18 protein-coding genes, 1 tRNA gene and 1 pseudogene are annotated in these 16,910 nt (G+C 45.0%); 14 read left to right on the top strand and 6 right to left on the bottom strand.

The window, feature by feature from the left end; genetic code table 11:
• Nucleotides 1-2: 2 nt before the first annotated feature.
• Nucleotides 3-1,016 carry a hypothetical protein gene (locus H9L42_RS05460; protein WP_187302370.1) on the top strand — a complete coding sequence of 338 codons (1,014 nt, stop codon included), beginning with the start codon at nucleotides 3-5 and terminating at the stop codon, nucleotides 1,014-1,016.
• Between the two features lie 423 nt (nucleotides 1,017-1,439).
• Here H9L42_RS05460 and H9L42_RS05455 read toward each other — a convergent pair whose 3' ends face one another.
• Nucleotides 1,440-1,583, bottom strand: coding sequence for a hypothetical protein (locus H9L42_RS05455; RefSeq protein WP_187302426.1), 144 nt, complete (start codon nucleotides 1,581-1,583; stop codon nucleotides 1,440-1,442).
• A 254-nt stretch (nucleotides 1,584-1,837) separates the two neighbouring features.
• Between H9L42_RS05455 and H9L42_RS05450 the strand changes: the two genes are divergently transcribed.
• Complete coding sequence (locus tag H9L42_RS05450; RefSeq protein ID WP_187302369.1) at nucleotides 1,838-2,818, top strand: diacylglycerol/lipid kinase family protein; 981 nt, start codon at nucleotides 1,838-1,840, stop codon at nucleotides 2,816-2,818.
• 29 nt (nucleotides 2,819-2,847) lie between these two features.
• On the opposite strand, the gene H9L42_RS05445 is transcribed toward H9L42_RS05450, so the two are convergent.
• Together H9L42_RS05445 and H9L42_RS05440 are read right to left on the bottom strand one after the other, a co-directional pair.
• A complete protein-coding gene (locus H9L42_RS05445; protein ID WP_187302368.1) occupies nucleotides 2,848-3,753 on the bottom strand; it encodes a LysR family transcriptional regulator in 906 nt (301 codons plus the stop codon).
• Nucleotides 3,754-3,819: 66 nt separating this feature from the next.
• A complete protein-coding gene (locus H9L42_RS05440; RefSeq protein ID WP_187302367.1) occupies nucleotides 3,820-4,707 on the bottom strand; it encodes a LysR family transcriptional regulator in 888 nt (295 codons plus the stop codon).
• 128 nt (nucleotides 4,708-4,835) lie between these two features.
• Here H9L42_RS05440 and H9L42_RS05435 point away from each other — a divergent pair, with 128 nt between their 5' ends.
• The 5 genes from H9L42_RS05435 to H9L42_RS05415 all read left to right on the top strand — a co-directional run bounded on the left by H9L42_RS05435 (nucleotide 4,836) and on the right by H9L42_RS05415 (nucleotide 9,174).
• The gene (locus H9L42_RS05435) at nucleotides 4,836-6,386 is read left to right on the top strand and encodes a pyridoxal phosphate-dependent decarboxylase family protein (protein ID WP_187302366.1); all 1,551 of its coding nucleotides are present in this window, start codon (nucleotides 4,836-4,838) and stop codon (nucleotides 6,384-6,386) included.
• 2 nt (nucleotides 6,387-6,388) lie between these two features.
• Complete coding sequence (locus tag H9L42_RS05430; RefSeq protein ID WP_187302365.1) at nucleotides 6,389-7,336, top strand: SIR2 family NAD-dependent protein deacylase; 948 nt, start codon at nucleotides 6,389-6,391, stop codon at nucleotides 7,334-7,336.
• Nucleotides 7,333-8,112, top strand: coding sequence for a protein-ADP-ribose hydrolase (locus H9L42_RS05425; RefSeq protein WP_187302364.1), 780 nt, complete (start codon nucleotides 7,333-7,335; stop codon nucleotides 8,110-8,112). The genes H9L42_RS05430 and H9L42_RS05425 overlap by 4 nt, the downstream gene beginning before the upstream one ends.
• 478 nt (nucleotides 8,113-8,590) lie before the next feature.
• Entirely contained in the window at nucleotides 8,591-8,974 is a 384-nt protein-coding gene (locus H9L42_RS05420; RefSeq protein WP_187302363.1) for a hypothetical protein, read from the top strand.
• Nucleotides 8,975-8,976: 2 nt separating this feature from the next.
• Nucleotides 8,977-9,174 (top strand): helix-turn-helix transcriptional regulator, encoded by a 198-nt coding sequence (locus H9L42_RS05415; RefSeq protein WP_207734921.1) that lies wholly within the window; start codon nucleotides 8,977-8,979, stop codon nucleotides 9,172-9,174.
• A 658-nt stretch (nucleotides 9,175-9,832) separates the two neighbouring features.
• On the opposite strand, the gene H9L42_RS05410 is transcribed toward H9L42_RS05415, so the two are convergent.
• The 3 genes from H9L42_RS05410 to H9L42_RS05400 form a co-directional block, all read right to left on the bottom strand.
• Nucleotides 9,833-9,920 (bottom strand) — tRNA-Ser (locus H9L42_RS05410).
• Between the two features lie 85 nt (nucleotides 9,921-10,005).
• Nucleotides 10,006-10,791: an ABC transporter permease subunit gene (locus H9L42_RS05405; RefSeq protein WP_187302362.1), complete on the bottom strand. Its 786-nt coding sequence runs from the start codon at nucleotides 10,789-10,791 to the stop codon at nucleotides 10,006-10,008.
• Complete coding sequence (locus tag H9L42_RS05400) at nucleotides 10,784-11,680, bottom strand: ABC transporter ATP-binding protein (protein WP_187302361.1); 897 nt, start codon at nucleotides 11,678-11,680, stop codon at nucleotides 10,784-10,786. Before H9L42_RS05400 ends, H9L42_RS05405 begins: the two co-directional genes overlap by 8 nt.
• Before the next feature lie 135 nt (nucleotides 11,681-11,815).
• On the opposite strand from H9L42_RS05400, the gene H9L42_RS05395 reads away from it, so the two are divergent.
• The 7 genes and pseudogenes from H9L42_RS05395 to H9L42_RS05365 all read left to right on the top strand — a co-directional run bounded on the left by H9L42_RS05395 (nucleotide 11,816) and on the right by H9L42_RS05365 (nucleotide 16,894).
• Nucleotides 11,816-12,412, top strand: a complete 597-nt coding sequence (locus H9L42_RS05395; protein WP_187302360.1) for a TetR/AcrR family transcriptional regulator — start codon at nucleotides 11,816-11,818, stop codon at nucleotides 12,410-12,412.
• A gap of 435 nt (nucleotides 12,413-12,847) precedes the next feature.
• Nucleotides 12,848-13,087, top strand: a pseudogene (locus H9L42_RS05390) (WCX domain-containing protein); the annotation flags it as partial.
• Nucleotides 13,088-13,164: 77 nt separating this feature from the next.
• The gene (locus H9L42_RS05385; protein WP_187302359.1) at nucleotides 13,165-13,323 is read left to right on the top strand and encodes a hypothetical protein; all 159 of its coding nucleotides are present in this window, start codon (nucleotides 13,165-13,167) and stop codon (nucleotides 13,321-13,323) included.
• Nucleotides 13,283-13,552 carry a hypothetical protein gene (locus H9L42_RS05380; RefSeq protein WP_187302358.1) on the top strand — a complete coding sequence of 90 codons (270 nt, stop codon included), beginning with the start codon at nucleotides 13,283-13,285 and terminating at the stop codon, nucleotides 13,550-13,552. The genes H9L42_RS05385 and H9L42_RS05380 overlap by 41 nt, the downstream gene beginning before the upstream one ends.
• Nucleotides 13,549-14,640 carry an HNH endonuclease domain-containing protein gene (locus H9L42_RS05375; RefSeq protein WP_187302357.1) on the top strand — a complete coding sequence of 364 codons (1,092 nt, stop codon included), beginning with the start codon at nucleotides 13,549-13,551 and terminating at the stop codon, nucleotides 14,638-14,640. The genes H9L42_RS05380 and H9L42_RS05375 overlap by 4 nt, the downstream gene beginning before the upstream one ends.
• Before the next feature lie 46 nt (nucleotides 14,641-14,686).
• Entirely contained in the window at nucleotides 14,687-15,271 is a 585-nt protein-coding gene (locus H9L42_RS05370; RefSeq protein ID WP_243235663.1) for a class I SAM-dependent methyltransferase, read from the top strand.
• Nucleotides 15,272-15,391: 120 nt separating this feature from the next.
• A complete protein-coding gene (locus H9L42_RS05365) occupies nucleotides 15,392-16,894 on the top strand; it encodes a class I SAM-dependent DNA methyltransferase (protein WP_187302355.1) in 1,503 nt (500 codons plus the stop codon).
• The last annotated feature ends 16 nt before the right edge of the window (nucleotides 16,895-16,910 follow it).

Genomic DNA, 16,910 nt, shown 5'->3' with positions numbered 1-16,910 from the left:
ACATGAAAATACATTATTTTCAGAGATATCATGAAAAAGAAAACGTGGCTACAGCAAATACAATGTTGCTTTTGTCACGCTTATACTCATATTCATCCAATAAGTTTTTTAGATTTTTAAAATCAGAATATTTTGCTGGTTCTTTTGAACCAGAGCTAGTGTTTACTTTGCAGGAAAAGAGCCTGGAAAGTATACCTGATGCGACTATTACACAGGAAGGATTCAAAATTGTAGTAGAAACAAAGTTAACAGACTGGTTTTATTCTGACCAGTTGATGAGACATTTGAAGTCCTTCGGAGACGAAAAAAACAAGGTGATGATTACCCTTGCTTCAGAACCGATGTCAGCAGAAAAACTGGTAGACTTTGAAAAACAGTTAAAGGAATATAATGAGAGCCAGACATACCCTGTAATCCACATTAATACAACGTTTGAAATGATGGCTAATGCGATTAGAGATGTTATTGCTGATCGAGATTATGAAATGCAGGATGTGTTGGACGATTATTTGAATTACTGCTATAAAGATGGTTTGATTCCAGTATCTGATTCTTGGAAATATTTACGTATGCAGCTTGCTGGCACAACTCTTGATTTTAACGTAAATAATAATGTTTATTATGACAATGCTGAACGTGGCTTTAGAGCTCATGATTATCTTGGTTTGTATAAGCAGAAGAGTGTACGTGCCATTGGGAAAATATGCGCACGCATTACTGCTATAGAAACAGAAGAAGGAATTAAATATACACCTGAATTTGGCGAATTAACAGAGGGACGCAAGCAGATGATCGCAAAAGCAATGGCTGATGGTGATTCTCATGGATATGATTTAAGAACTATAGAACATAGATACTTTTTCGTTGAACAATTCTATGAAACAGACTTTAAGAAAATTTCATCGGGAGGTTCTATGGGAACTAGAATATTTGATTTGACGACTCTTTTGGGAACTGAGGAAATTCCGGATGTTGAACAAATTGCAGAATTACTAAGAAATCAAAGTTGGAGTTAATGTGGGAGCTATGGGATAATGGTTTTCAACCCAAGGTTAAAAATATGGGCAGAATGCGCCGTTCAAGAACCACAAACACATTGATTATTGTCTCCGATTCATTTATCATGATAAGCGAATTGGAGATGTTCTTCATTATACCGGTATGGGCAAAAGAGGATGAAAAAAACATTCAAATAAAGCATTTCTGGTTGGCTTTTATATTATGGTTTGAAAATGAGTTGTCAAAGAACAACTCCAATCGGATTCGATTTATTCCGACAAATTTCGATAAGACAGAAAGTTAGATGAAACGAACTTTTTGTTCCCGTCTGAGAAAAAAATGGAATTGGACACAAAGCGGGGGCGGGGAAGCCACGAGGAGTTTCCCTATGCAAAGGAGCGGTGGCAAGCCCGCTCCTTCTACTTTGATGTAAATAGCGATTACTCAATGGGTTCTTTTTTCTCATTTGGAAATTCAATCCCCAGAATTTCCATCAGATTTCGATAGGCTTCCATCTCTGTGCTGCCTCTTTGCGCTTCTTTTATCAGAAATCGCTGCATTTCTTCTTTTGTCATTTCTTCCATTCCGCTCTCCTTTCTCCCGCTTGCCCGAGCAATTGCCAATCGGGGCCCCTTTTGACAATTACAGTATAGAATATGGCAAGTGGAATGTAAATGATTTCCATATAAAACGAAAAATGTTTTTCTGTTTTCAGTTTAAGCTCGCCTTGGCGCAAAGTCAATGCAAAATTTAAAAGCAGACAGTTGGCGAATGGGCGCGGGGAAGATATAATAAGGTTAACCGGACACGGAAATCCGCAGGAAGAGAGGGACCGTCTATGCGCCATATTTTTATCATCAATCCGCTGGCAGGGCAGAAAGGCCGGCAGCGAAAGACCGAAGACGCAATCAGAAACGCCGGCAGGAAGCTGCGCCTTGAACCGGAAATTTATCGGACAACGCATGCCGGCGACGGAGAGCGGTTTGCCAGGCAGGTTTGTGAAGAATCAGAGGGGAAAGAAGCGCTTCGCTTTTATGCCTGCGGCGGCGACGGACTTTTAAACGAAGTTATTAATGGAGTTTATGGCTTTTCTAACGCGGAAGTAGGGTGTGTGCCTCTGGGGACGGGAAACGATTATGTCCGCAATTACGGGCTGCCGGAAGATTTTCTGGATATTGAAGCGCAGCTTTCCGCTTCTGCCGCGGAAAGCGATGTTATCTGCTACACAGTTCAGACGAAGGGTAAAAAAGAGGCGCCCCGCTGCTGTATCAACATGTTTAATATCGGATTTGACTGTAATGTGGTGGATCAGACAGCGAGAGCCAAGAACTGGCCGTTAATAAAAGGCTCCGCGGCTTATCTCCTATCGGTAGCGATTATTCTGATAAAAAAGAAAGGGGCGAATCTGAAAGTCTGTTACGAGGACGGCAGCGTATTCGATGGAAAGCTGCTGCTGATCGCGGTGGCTAACGGATGTTTTTGCGGAGGCGGCGTGAAGGGCGTTCCGCTGGCGAAAACCGATGACGGAAAAATGGATGTGAGCTTGGTGCGAAATGTTTCCAGGAGGACCTTTATCCGCATGTTTCCCAAGTACGCCAAAGGGATCCATCTTTCGGAACCTTCTCTTTCCCATGTCATTGATTACCGGAAGTGCGACAGGCTGGAGATTTTTGCCAACGGCTCCCCGATGCGTCTGTGTACGGATGGAGAAATCACAGACGCGCGGCAGGTATCCTTTGAAATCGCGCCAAAGGCAATCCGTTTTCTGGTTCCGAAAGGGGCGGGCAGTCGGCAAAACGGCAGGGCAAAAGGCGAATAGCCGGAAATCTGTTTTTCGAGGTCTGTTTTTCAGCATGCAGGGGTTTGGGCGTCTGTGGAAACGGTCTCTTGCAGACGGGATAAAAACAACTCCGCGGCAGGAGAGAATACCTGATACTTTTTCCAGATGATATTCAGGCCGGATTCTACCCTGGGAGTCAAAGGGCGGAAACAGAGATTACTGTGTTCCGAAGTGTTGGCCAGCTTGTCGATCGTCACGGCATAGCCCAGCCCGGCTTCCACCATGATCGCCGCGTTATAAACCAGATTAAAGGTAGTGACGATATTCAGCTTGTCCAGATCGTCACCAAACCAGTCGGTAAATTCGTTTCCCGATTGCTTTCGCACGAGGGCCTGACGGGAGCAGATCAGAGGAACCTGCAGGAGATCTTCTTTGGGTATCTCCTTTTTTCGCGCCAGAGGGCTGTCTTTGCGCATGACAACTCCCCAGACATCCGTGGCAGGCAGATTGAGAAAGTCGTACTTGGAAAGGTCTGCAGGCTGAATCAGAAGACCAAAATCCAAAAGGCCCTTGTCCAGTCGTTCGGTAACATCCTCGGCGTTCCCGCTGTAAAGATGAAAGTGAATATCCGGATAAGCGTCATGGAGATCTTTGGCGATTTTCGCGATTAGTTTCATGGCATCCGTTTCGCCGCCGCCGATGTAAATATCCCCGCCGGTGACCTCATCCATAGAATGAAATTCTGCTTCGGTTTTGTCCACCATAGACACAATCTCTTCCGCCCGTTTTCGCAGGCGCATTCCTTCCGGCGTAAGAACCACCCGGTGGCTGAAAAGCTGGTGTCCCAGCTCGTTCTCCAGATCCCGGATCTGACGGGACAGAGTCGGCTGCGTCAGATGCAGGAACTGAGCCGCGGCGGTAATATTTTCTTCTCTGGCGACCGCCAGAAAATAGCGAAGTACACGAATTTCCATAATCGAAAGTCTCCTTTCCGCCACAGGGGGACGGCGCGTGAAAAAGCGTTGTCGTTTAGAAACAACTCATTTTCGAATATGCTTGAGCATTAATTTCAAAAAAAGATTCATTTGTGGTGTCACATATTTATTCCGGTGATATACAATCTGGCTCCACATAATAAACGCAGGACATTCTGTATTCAGAATAACAAGCTGCCCGTTTTTTAGATAATCTTGGACAACGTATTCTGGAAAAAATGAAATTCCCTTATTTTTTAAAAGAAACTGAGTGATTACATCCGTATTTCCCACTTCCCAAAACGGATGGAGTTCATATCCCTTGGAGGCTAAGGATTGTTCCAAAGCATATCGGTAGCTGATTCCCCTTTCTGTAAGATACAGGGGCTCCTGCAACAACTGTTCGATTGGAATTTTCTTTTGGCTGGCTAATTTCGAATCTGCAGAAGCTACGAAAAAAATGTTTTCCGGCTGTTCCAAGAGTTTGATCCATTCGGGGAAGTAGATTTTCTCATCAAGAAAGTAAAGGATGTCAACGTCGTTTTGACGGAGCATATTAAACAGATCTGAAACTAAGGCAGTATGCGTACTGATTTCAACAGAGGGGCAAATCTCGCTAAATTCCATGATGACAGGTGGGAGCATACTAATCACATATGATTCACAAGTTCCTATACGGAGTTTCCCTGAAATTTTTTCCGGCTCCTGGGCAATGCTTTTTGCTTGCGTGACAGAGTTTAATATATCCAGGGCATGAGGCAGCAGTCTTTCACCCGCGGATGTCAATTTTACACGCTTCCCGATCCGTTCAAATAACTGCGCGTGCAGTTCGGTTTCTAACTGTTTGATTTGCATAGTAACTGCAGATTGCGAGTAGCCTAGCTGCTCCGCGACTTTGGAAAAATTCTTTACTTCCGCGATCCTTACGAAAGTTATGAGATTTCGGATTTCCATAAAAGTTCCTTTCAAAAAAATTGAACTATATCATAAAAACCATGAATTTTACAGTGCTTATTTCTTATGGTAGCATTAAGATTGAAAAAAAACAAGACAGTAAATGAATATAGTAGGAGGCATTCGGTATGAGCATAAAAGGAATACAGCAAAATGTTCAAATTGGTGAATTAATGAAAGATTTTGTAGAGCAGACGGTTCAGTTTTATAATACGCTGGATGTACAACCAGTGTATCGTCCCGCTTCAAAAGCGATCTATAAATGTATGGAAGAACAAAGTATTCCTGCGTATGGTCGCCCCGTTCAGGATGTGTACTCTGAAATGCTGCAGAATATTTACACTCATGCCTTTTTGGCACAGCATCCACGCAGCTTCGCCTGTATTCCTTCAACTGCGTCACTGCTATCTTGGATGGGTGATGTAATGACAAACGCATATAATCCTCATGCAAGTTGCCGGATTAATGCGCCGATAGCAGATCTTGTAGAGAAGAAATTGATTCGATGGATGTGTAGTTTAGCCGGTTATCCCGAGAAAAGCGGCGGTCTTTTTGTTTCCGGCGGATCGATAGCGAATTTAACTGCTTTAGCTGCGGCAAGGGATTGTAAACTAACTTATAATGAGCGTAACCAAGCGGTAGTTTATGTGTCAGAACAAACCCATTCCTCTGTAACAAAGGGGCTTCTTATGATTGGATTTTGTAAAGAACAGATCCGCGTAATTCCGACAGACTCGAGGTTTCGCATGGATATTAACCGGTTGCGGGAAAGTATTGGAAAGGACTTGCTGGAGCATCGGAAGCCCTTTGCAGTTATCGCTTCTGCTGGGACGACGAATACAGGCAGTATTGATCCGCTAATGGATATCTCAAAGATCTGCCATAAGTATGGAATGTGGATGCATGTTGACGGAGCATTTGGCGCGTCGGCATTATTATCTGAACAGCTCAAAGATGAGCTTTCCGGTATTGAATACTCAGATAGCTTGAGCTGGGATGCGCATAAATGGATGCTGCAAACTTACGGCTGCAGCGCAGTATTAGTGCGGGACGAATCTGTTCTGATTAAAAGTTTCGCTTCGCACCCGGAATACTTAAAAGACTCTGAAATCTATCCGGGAAGTATTGAGTTTTGGGACTTAGGGCCAGAACTGACACGTCCGGCGCGTGGGTTAAAATTATGGCTTACCTTGCAAGTCATGGGCAGTCGGAAGATGGGTAAAATCATTGAGCATGGATGCGCTCTGGCGAACTTTACGGAAATGCTGCTTCGTGAAAGACCAAAGTGGGAAATTATTTCTCCTGCGCAGCTCGGTATTGTCAATTTTCGCTATGTACCGGATGTTCATGCAAATTCACATGATATCGATACAATCAATTCTGAGATTTCAAGAAAGATTACAAACAGCGGATTTGCTCAGATTTTTACCACGGAACTTCGAGGGAAAAAGGTTTTGCGGATGTGTACCATTAATCCGGAGACAACCCAAAAGGATATTCGCGGTACTGTAAAAGAATTAGAACGGTTCGCGCGCACTTTCTTGATTCTTTTGCTTTTTCCTTTTTTCAACTTGCACTTTTCAAGTGACATAGTTACCGAAAAGTGCGTACTTGCCAAAGCTGCCGGAGGGAGTAAAATAGGAAGCAGAAAAGACAAGTGCGAAGAAAGGATGGGATGAGAATGTTTCAGAAAAGAGAAGTAAGGCTCCCAAGGGGGATTTCCGCGGAAGAACAGCTCAGAGAAGCCTTGGACATGGCAGATGCCGTTGTGATCGGCGCGGGGGCCGGACTTTCCACCTCTGCCGGATTTTTGTACTCCGGAGATCGTTTTTCCGGATATTTTGGAGACTTTGAGAAGAAGTACGGATTTCACGATATGTATACGGGAGGGTTTTATCCGTATAAAACTCTGGAAGAGTACTGGGCTTACTGGAGCAGGTACATTCAGATAAACCGTTACATGCAGGCTCCGAAACCGGTCTACGAAAAGCTGCGGCACCTGTTGGAGGGTAAAGACTATTTTGTGATTACGACCAATGTGGATCACTGCTTTCAGAAAGCGGGATTCGACAGGCAGCGTCTGTTCTATACGCAGGGGGATTATGGACTTTTTCAGTGCAGCAGGCCCTGCCATAAGGAAACTTATGACAACGAGGAAATAATTCGAAAGATGGTGGAAGCTCAGGGCTATCAGATTCTGCCGTCAGGAGAACCGCGGCTGCCGGAAGGGACCCTGGCGAAAACGGCTGTGCCCCCGGAGATGGTTCCGTACTGCCCGAAGTGCGGACGTCCTATGACCATGAATCTTCGTTCAGATGGAAGCTTCGTAGAGGACAACGGGTGGCGCGAAGCTGCCGGACGTTACGAAGCTTTCCTCCGCCGCGTTCATGGGCGGAAGGTGCTTTTTCTGGAGATGGGTGTGGGATATAACACCCCGGTCATTATTAAATATCCATTCTGGAAGATGACCGCCCGGAATCCTCAGGCTGTTTACGCCTGTCTGAATGCGGGAGATAGCGGATGTCCGGAAAAAATTCAAAACCGTTCCATCTGTATTGACAGTGACATCGGAGAAACCCTTGAAAGGCTGCGAAGCCTGGAATCGCTGCGGGGAGGTGTTTCCGCATGAAAAAAATAGAAACGCTTGGGTGGCTGAATCACTGTCTGATTGATGAAATGCCCCAGTACAGAAAGCAGGCGGAAAGCTTTCCGCCGGATGAGGATTCTCAGTGGCAGCTGTTTCGCTCTCTTGTAAATGTCCGTCCTCCAAAAGAAGCCGGTGAGGAGTTCCTGCGGATTCAGGACACGCTTTTGCAGGAGGAGATTGGGGCAAAGGGAATTACAAAAATGGAATATTTGCAGCCGGCGCGGGACGGCCTCTATCTCTGGCAGGGGGATATTACAACTCTCGGAACGGACGGAATTGTAAACGCGGCAAACAGCGGCATGACCGGCTGTTATGTTCCCTGCCACGGGTGTATTGACAATGCTATCCACACCTTTGCCGGCGTCCAGCTTCGTCTTGCCTGCGCAAAGCTCATGGAGGAGCAGGGATTTGAGGAACCTGCGGGAAGGGCGAAGGTTACAGAAGGCTATAATCTGCCCTGCAGCTATGTAATTCATACGGTCGGCCCGATTGTGCGGGGAAAGGTTACGGAGCAGGATCGAACGCTGCTGGCTTCCTGTTACCGTTCCTGTCTTGCGGCGGCTGTGGAATGGAAAATGAAATCCGTGGCTTTCTGCTGTATTTCTACAGGAGAGTTTCATTTTCCAAATGAAGAGGCCGCGGAAATCGCTGTGGAGACCGTAAGGGAAGTCTTGAGAGCGCATCCTGAGCTTATGGTGGTGTTTAATGTGTTTCAAGATCGGGATCGGGAGATCTATGAACGGCTGTTGAAACGGTAAGAATGAATCCTAAAAGTTATAAAAAACAGTGGGGTATACACCTAAGAGAAAAAATTTCGGATTACGTAGAAAACTGGGTCTTTTGGCCCGGTTTTTCAGCGAAAAAAGCAGTAGCAGAGCGCATTTTTTAATGAAATTCTACGCAATCCTTTAATTTTGTCCGAAGGTGTATACTTTTTGTATACGCAATTTCGAAAATCCGCACGACGGTGTATACCCGGTCGCAGGAGACTGCCAGCGGTCAGGTGACGGAGCGCTTCCTGGCTTTTTTTCACATCTCACTCAAAAATGATGTCATATAAACCGGTAAGAATAAATGCTCATGTGCCATAAAATAAAACACATGAATTTGATAGACAACAGCCCACTGTTCCGTATTGAGAAGTTAAAAAAATTTCACATGTTCTATTGACACAGGCAATCTAAAGTGATATATTTATAACAGCAAAAGTTATAAATATATCACTTTGGGGTTGTTATGAAAAAAATAAGTCTAAGAGCGCTTATGTTTGTTCAAGCCATTATTGCCTTCTGCATTCCGGTATACTACCATCTGATGGTGGTTTATAAATTAAATTCCAATGCGCCGGTATGGATTGTGATTATTCTTTTGGCTGTCGTAAGTTGGTTGAAGAAAAATTCTGATGTCATGGACGAGTACGCGAAAAAGACCGTACAAATCGCAGATGCTATCTGCTTCAAGGCTGCCCTCATCTTTATGGGAATTATCATCTTTCCCTTTTTGCTGTTAGATGGCACTTCTCCATATTTAACTGGTTATCTTTTAACTGGCGGTATTTTTATTTTAGTGCTAATTCGAGCCATTGTCTTTTACTGGATTGATAAAAATGGGATGGAATAACGATGTTGAAAACAAGGATTAAAGAATACAGGGGAAAAGAAAATATGAAGCAAAGTGAGTTAGCTGCTTTGATTGGAGTTCGTAGAGAAACAATTGTCCATTTAGAAAACGGACGATATAATCCATCTCTGAAAATGGCAATGGATATTGCAAAAGTTTTTCATACGACGGTGGAGGAGTTATTTGAATTTACAGACTGATAGAATTTCTTTTGTTACGTTATTCCTAAACTAACATTAAAGCCAAGTCTATTTGCTGTTTGGTTTTATTGTACCTTTCGCATCGCAAAACTCTTCGTAATCCATTGGATATATTTGAATTTTCATTTCTTCAATATTCGTTTTAGCGAAAATGCGCATTTGTTCAAAATTATTTTTCTGCAAAATTGACATTTCTTCAAGATTTTGATAAGTATCCTTGGAATCTTAAGTATTCCTACTATCGTCCGATATGGTGAACCTTAAACATGCTGTTATCTATCAGTCGTTAAAGTACGCGGAACATGTAAGGCTTATTCCACGCAACATCGCTACTCGGGACTGGGTGGTGTGCCGCAGGGAAGGTGAAAGTATACACCTGAGAGAAAAACTTTCGGATTACGTAGAAAACAGGACCGTTTGACCCGGTTTTTCAGCGAAAAAGGCAGCGATGGAGTATATTTTTTAATGAAATTCTACGCAATCCTTTAATTTTACCCGAAGGTGTATACATTTTGTATACGCAATTTCAAAAATCCGCACGACGGTGTATACCCGGCCGCAAAGGCGGCCAGCAGTCAGGTGACGGACGCGGTTCCCAACGGTTTCTTTATTTCATCAAAAAGCGAAAATGACACCACAGCGGGTGTCATTTCTTATCTGGCGGAGAGACCGGGATTCGAACCCGGGGCCCGGTGAAGGGCACGGCATTTCGAGTGCCGCACGATCGACCACTCTGACATCTCTCCTAAACGTACTTCTATAGTATAGCGGATCTGTCGGTCGGGTGCAAGTGCTTTTTTCCGCAGAGCAGGCTCCTGGAAAGCAGAAATGTTATAAGGGCAGATCCTTTTCTTTAAACCATAGAATTCCAACCGCGTAAAGCACTGCGGACAGGCACGCCAGAATCGCGAAATCTGCCGCGTATCCGCTTCCTTGCAGAATAGCTTCCGTGTCAAACAGGGTGTTCAGCGTGAAATATTTCAGAAAATCCAGATCAAGAGAAAGCTTCCGCAGCAGGCTGATGACAAAGAACAGCAATGGCAGCCCCGCGCCGAAAGTCAGAGAGTTTCTGGAAGTATTGAAAATACAGGAGGAACAGAAGCAGATACTGCTGACAGCAAGGTGGTATAAAAATGCGCCGGCGTTCATCAGCAAAAAAGTTTCCCGATCCAACGCGCCCGGCTGAAAGGCTTCCGCTGCCAATAGCCCCACCAGAGAGGTCAGTCCCCACATCACAATCAGGGAAATCAGCAGATAAAGGGTGCTTGTAAGGACAATCCGCAACCTGGTAACGGGCGTTGACAGAAATCCGGCAAGACTTCCTTTATCTACCTTTTCCGCAACCAGGCGGTTTCCGGTCAGAATGGAATACACCATGGGAAAGATAATTGCCATCAGGGCATAAAAGGAGTTTGCCATGAAACCAATGAGCGTGCCGTTGCCGGTAAGGATTTGAGAAGCAATGGTTCCGCGGGCTGCCGACTGCAGATCCGTTACCGTTTCCGGTGTGAATACATTTGTCATTACAGTGAGAAACAGACAGAGTACCAGGGTGAAGGCGGCGAGGAATTTCAGGTTGGATCTTGTAAGATGCGCAAAGTAGGGAGCATTAAACATGTTCTTCACCTCCGTAAAACTGCATGAAATACTCTTCCAGCGTGTGTTTTTCCTCTCTCAGAAAGCGCAGGCTGCACTGGGAAAGGGCGCTGATCAGAGGATTGATTTGGGAATCGGGAATGGAAATGGTCAGCTGCAGCGCGTTTTTTGCGCAGTGAGCGTCAGGGTATTGCGTCTGAAACTTTCTTAAATCCGAAATGCCTGAAAAACCGATCTGGTAAGTGGTCATCTGGGAACTGCGCAGCTCATCAATCGTAATATCACGGATCAGTTTCCCGCCCCGCAGGATTCCAACTCTGTCACAGGTTTTTTCTACCTCCTCAAAAATATGAGAAGAAAGAAAAATCGTTTTGCCCTTGTTCTTTTCCTCTTCCACCAGTTCCACAAAACGGTTCTGCATCAGGGGATCCAGACCGCTGGTCGGCTCATCCAGCAGCAGAATATCCGGATCGTGCATAAAGGCGGAAATAATGGCGACTTTCTGCTTCATGCCTTTGGACATTCGTTTTATGAGCAGATCCGGATTTATGGAAAAACGCCGCGCCAGCTCCTGGGCATAGCCAAACTCCTTCATCTTGCGCATTTTTCCAATGAGCTTCAGATAACGGGTTCCTGTCATATCATCGGGAAGGGCGATTTCACCGGGGAGATACCCCACATGGGGCTGAATCGCTTTCTGCCCGCGAAAGCATTCTATTCCCAGAATTTCCGCCCTGCCTGAATCGGGCCTGCAGAATCCCATCAGATGACGGATGGTCGTGGATTTTCCCGCGCCATTGGGACCAAGAAAACCGTACACTTCCCCCTGCCGGATGGACAGAAAAATGTCAAAAATTCCTTTTCCTCCGCCATAATCCTTTGTAAGACTGCGGACGCTGATTGTTTCCATTTCGGTTCCACTCCTTTACATGGTTTCTCGGGTTCTTTGGGAACAGTATAAACCGGGCGGCTGCCGGAATTCAATCAACAATCCGATGCAAAGTGTCGGATTTTATGTTACCATGAAAACGGGAGGAAACAGGACATGGAAAAACGGGACGCGAAAGCGGAATTCCTTACAGCTTTCTGGAAGCTTTATGAAAGAAACGAAATTGAGAAAATCTCAATCCGCGAGCTCTGCCAGGCAGCGGGATACAACCGGACGACGTTCTATGTGTATTACGACGATATTTACGATCTTTTAGACAAAGCGATTGAGAGTATCTTTCTGCCAATCCGGGAAGAGATAATCCGAAGGATCGATTTCAGCCGCGCGCTGCAGGTCTCAGCCTTTGGGGAAATCTTTCTTCAAGCGCTCCGAAAAGAGGACACGCATATTGAACTGCTGTTTAAGCGGCATCATTACCTTCTGCTGGGGGAGAAGCTGAAAAAGGAATGGATGGCGCTGCTGAGAGAAAAGTACAGCGGCAGGGAAGTGGATTTTTCATTCCTGGAGTATCAGCTTTCGGCGTTGATGGGCGTTATAAAATACTGGCTTCAGACTGGAAAAAAGCTGCCGCAGCAGGAGCTTGTAAGGCGAATTTACCGTATTTCGGAAAACGGGGTATTTTCTATTGTGCGGGAGGAACTGGGAGGTAAAAGCGATGTTGAGCATAATCAATCGGAAGCTTCGGGAAATTGAGGAAGCGGAACAGGATGAGTGGAAAAGTGAGAAGTTGGATTGTATCCTTTTTCCTTAAATCTAGCCCTGTGGATACAAAACTTTCCCATTTGCCAGGTTGTATTTCGGGAAAATCTCTGATTTGGCCTGATTTTTAAAAAGGCAGGCTCTGAAACCTACAACTTTTGTATCCATTAAGTAACTTTAGAGGTGCGGGGATACAATTAGGAGGAACCCTGGGATGGAGCCTCTCGTAAAAATAGAAACGGCTGACTTGAGGCCGTTTTTTTGCCCTGATAATTTTGTAAAATAGACCTGTTATAAAGGTATTGAAAAAAATGTAAGTTTCGAACCGATCTTTCTGGAATTTCTTCAGAGCAGTAGCAAATTGCCAATCAGGCATCCTTCCTGTAAAATAAGAGTAACTCTTCTGGCTTATGACGGGAGCATGTAACGCTAGAGTGTGAAAACAACTTAATTGGAGCCATTCTTGACCGCTTCGGGACAGATGTGATCATTCAGAAAACGGATCGGGAGCATTTTCGTATTCGCCAGGAAGTGGCTGTAAGCGGGCAGTTTTTCGGATGGCTGGTGGGACTTGGAGCTGGAGTACGGATTGTATCTCCTCAGAATGTAGTCGACGCTATGGAACATCGGCTGGAGGAGATACTGGGAAGGAGCGAGAGTCCTGTATAGCGATGAGTGGTATTGGCTTATGGAGCTGGGAAGAGAAAACCACATATAGTACTGTGTCAGATAAGGAGGAAAATAAAATGAAATTAAGAGTTTTAGCTGTTTTGACGGCAGCGGTGATGATTTCCTGTGCCATTCCATGGGGAATGAATGCGGAAGCGGTCTATGGTATATCCGGACCCAGCCAGGTGATTGCAGATGAGAATGGCGCGGAAGCAAACTGTAACGAAGTACTATAAAAAGTATAACAGAAAAGCTCTGAAATGGCAGATTCTTAATATAACCGGATTGGGAAACTCCTATAAAGTAAAAGTAAAGGTAACTCGGCCGAATCTGTATAAGACTTCCTATAAAGCTTTTTACCAGTCCTTGAAATATTACTGGAACCATCCGGATATGAGCGTGGATACGGTTGGGGAGAAGGATAAATCAAATTTAACATACTGCTCAGGAAAGGACACAGCATGAACTTACCAGTATCGGAAACATTGGACATCAAATATCTATCCCGGCTGTTTGACAACAAAAGCGAAAGCTACAAGCTGTTCTGGTTTAAAGCCATTATGGGAATTGTCGCGAAAGGGCGGACCTCAGCCAGTTATGAAGAGCTTGTGGATGTTATGATCGGCGAGGCGTGGTATATGGTGACGGAATACCACCTGAACCTGGGTCCGGCCGATACGCTGGAAAGTCTGGTTCATTATCTTTCCAGGATAAGCGGACTGAAATCCTCGGAAGAGAAGGAAACAATCCTTGAATTTGTGCGAAACTGCGAGGATAAAAACGTTTCCAAAATGAAGCGGACGCTGACGAGAAATGTGCCGTACCGGCTGCAGGCTCCTTTTTACAGTGCGCTGCGGGGTCAGGCAGAATGGAAGACTTCGGAACGCAATCTCATTCGGAAAATGCGGCAGGAAAAGCGGCTGATTTATTATATCGGTGAGCTTTCCGGACTCGACACCCGCATTGAAATCCAGGATGAATGGTTCCCTTACCTGTATGAGAATCAGGAAATTCTTTCCGGCTGGATCAACTTCAACCTGATTACTTATCTGCAGAAACGAAATCCGAATGTTCCCGGAATTTCAGATAAGCTGAACGCGCCGCAGGAACGTAAGATGGAAAAGGCTAAGGCGTACTGGAAACTGGTTGCGGAGACTGAGCCTTTGAAAGAAATCTATGGCAATCAGCTGGTCGCGCCGAGAGAAATCTCGCTGGATCATTTTATTCCTTGGTCCTATGTGGCCAACGATGAGCTTTGGAACCTGCACCCGACAACCAAGTCGATCAACAGCAGCAAGGGCAATTTTCTGCCGGACTGGGACAGGTACTTTCATCGGCTGGCCGATGTGGAGTTTCACGGATATCAGTCGGTCTGGAAGTACGAGAAGATTCATCAGGCTTTTGACAAGTGCTGCCGGGAACATGTAAACAGCGCGGACGTCCGGTACAGACTCTATCGGGAAGGGCTGGAGTTCGAGATGTTTAAGCAGACTTTGAAGGAAATTATGCTTCCGGTTTATCAGGCGGCCCACAACATGGGATTTCGGAACTGAGTCTACCGGGAAGCGGATAAATAAACGCTGACGGATGAGGTGTTTGATGAAAACGTTGGATTATTATGAAAGCAATGCCAAAGAGTATTTTAAGAAAACCGTAAATGTGAATTTTGCGGAAACCCGGGCGGCCTTTCTGGACAATCTGGAGGACGGCGCGTACATACTGGATTTTGGGTGCGGCAGCGGCAGAGACGCGAAGGCCTTTAAAGACGCCGGTTACAGAGTGGACGCTCTTGACGGTTCAGCGGAGCTTTGCAGGCTTGCTTCGGATTACGCGAAAATGGAAGTGAAGCATATGCGTTTTACAGACTTTCACGAAAAAGAAACATATGACGGAATCTGGGCCTGTGCGTCGCTTTTGCACCTGCCATATGATGCGTTGAAAGAGGTTGTGGGGCGGCTTTGCGCCGGACTGAAGGAAAATGGGATCTTGTACGCCTCTTTTAAGTACGGGAATTTTGAAGGAGTCCGGGATGGGCGGTATTATACGGATTTTAATGAGGAAAAAACAGAGCGTCTTCTTCGTGAAGTTCCGGGGCTTCAGCTGGAAAAGCAGTGGGTGTCGATGGACGCGCTTCCTGGGAGAGATGGAGTGAGGTGGATGAATTTTTTGGGGCGGAAAAGGTAGAGCGGATGTTGATGATTATCAGAAAAGACAGGCTTAATATTGACGATGTTAGGCTTAAATGCTATAGTTGAACTATGAAAAAACAGACGTTCTGATGCTTCGAGCAGAGAGGATAAATAGATGATTACTGGTGAGTTAAAAAATAAAATAGATAATTTGTGGGATGTATTTGCTTCGGGCGGGTTAGTGAATCCGTTGGAAGTGATTGAGCAGATTACATACCTGATGTTTATTCATGATTTGGATGATGTGGATAACACCAGAGCAAAAGAAAGTGCGATGCTGGGATTGCCGTACAAAAGTATGTTTTCGGATCAGGTGGAAATCGGTGAACGCACAATTGACGGAAACCAGCTCAAATGGTCGGTATTTCGCGACATGCCGGCGGCAAAAATGTATACAGTTATGCAGGAATGGGTATTCCCGTTTATCAAAAAACTGCACGGCGACAAAAACAGCGCGTACTCCAAGTACATGGATGATGCTATTTTCAAACTTCCGACTCCGTTAATGCTGTCAAAAGTTGTGGATTCCCTGGATGAAATTTACAAGTTAATGGCTGATGAAAAAGGTATGGATATTCGAGGGGATGTGTATGAATACCTGCTCTCTAAAATTGCTTCCGCAGGGAGAAATGGCCAATTCCGGACACCGCGTCATATTATTCGGATGATGGTGGAACTGATGGATCCAAAACCTGATGATGCAATTTGTGACCCTGCATGCGGAACTTCCGGGTTTCTCGTGTCAGCAGGAGCGTACCTGAAGGAAAACTATAAAGAAGAAATCTTTTTTGACCAAGAGAAGAAGGATCATTATATGAATCATATGTTCTTCGGATATGATATGGACCGAACCATGCTTCGTATTGGAGCGATGAATATGATGACCCATGGCATCGAAAATCCGTATATTGAGTATAAGGACAGCTTGTCCGATCAGAATATGGATGAAAATAAATATTCGCTGATACTGGCCAATCCGCCTTTTAAGGGAAGTCTGGATTATGATTCCGTAAAACCGGACTTGCTGAAGGTGTGTAAAACGAAAAAAACAGAGTTGCTTTTCCTTGCTTTATTTTTGAGAATGCTTAAGGTAGGGGGCAGATGTGCCTGCATTGTCCCTGACGGAGTGCTTTTTGGTTCTTCAAAAGCCCACAAAGATATACGCAAACAATTAGTAGAGGAAAACCGGCTGGAAGCTGTGATCTCGATGCCTTCAGGAGTATTCAAACCATACGCGGGAGTTTCCACAGGAATCCTTGTTTTCACTAAAACCGGCCATGGTGGAACGGACAATGTCTGGTTCTATGATATGCAAGCAGACGGTCTGAGCCTTGATGATAAAAGAAGCCCTGTCAATGAAAATGATATTCCGGATATTATCGAGCGGTTCCGCAACCGAGATAAGGAAACGGAGCGGGCAAGAACGGAAAAATCCTTTTTCGTGCCAAAGAAGGAAATTAAAGAGAATAACTACGATCTTTCTATAAATAAGTATAAAGAGATTGAATATATTCCAGTAGAGTATCCGCCGACAGAGGAAATTCTGGCGAATATTCGAGGACTGGAAAAAGAAATCCAAGAAAATATGGATGAACTGGAGAAGTTGTTGAAAAAGTAAATTGAGATTTGTAGGG

The sequence above is a fragment of the Zhenpiania hominis genome (assembly GCF_014333425.1).
Classification (GTDB): Bacteria; Bacillota; Clostridia; order Peptostreptococcales; family Anaerovoracaceae; genus Hominibacterium; species Hominibacterium hominis.
Note: the sequence above shows the minus strand (reverse complement) of the source record. Positions and strands in the feature narration are given on the sequence as shown.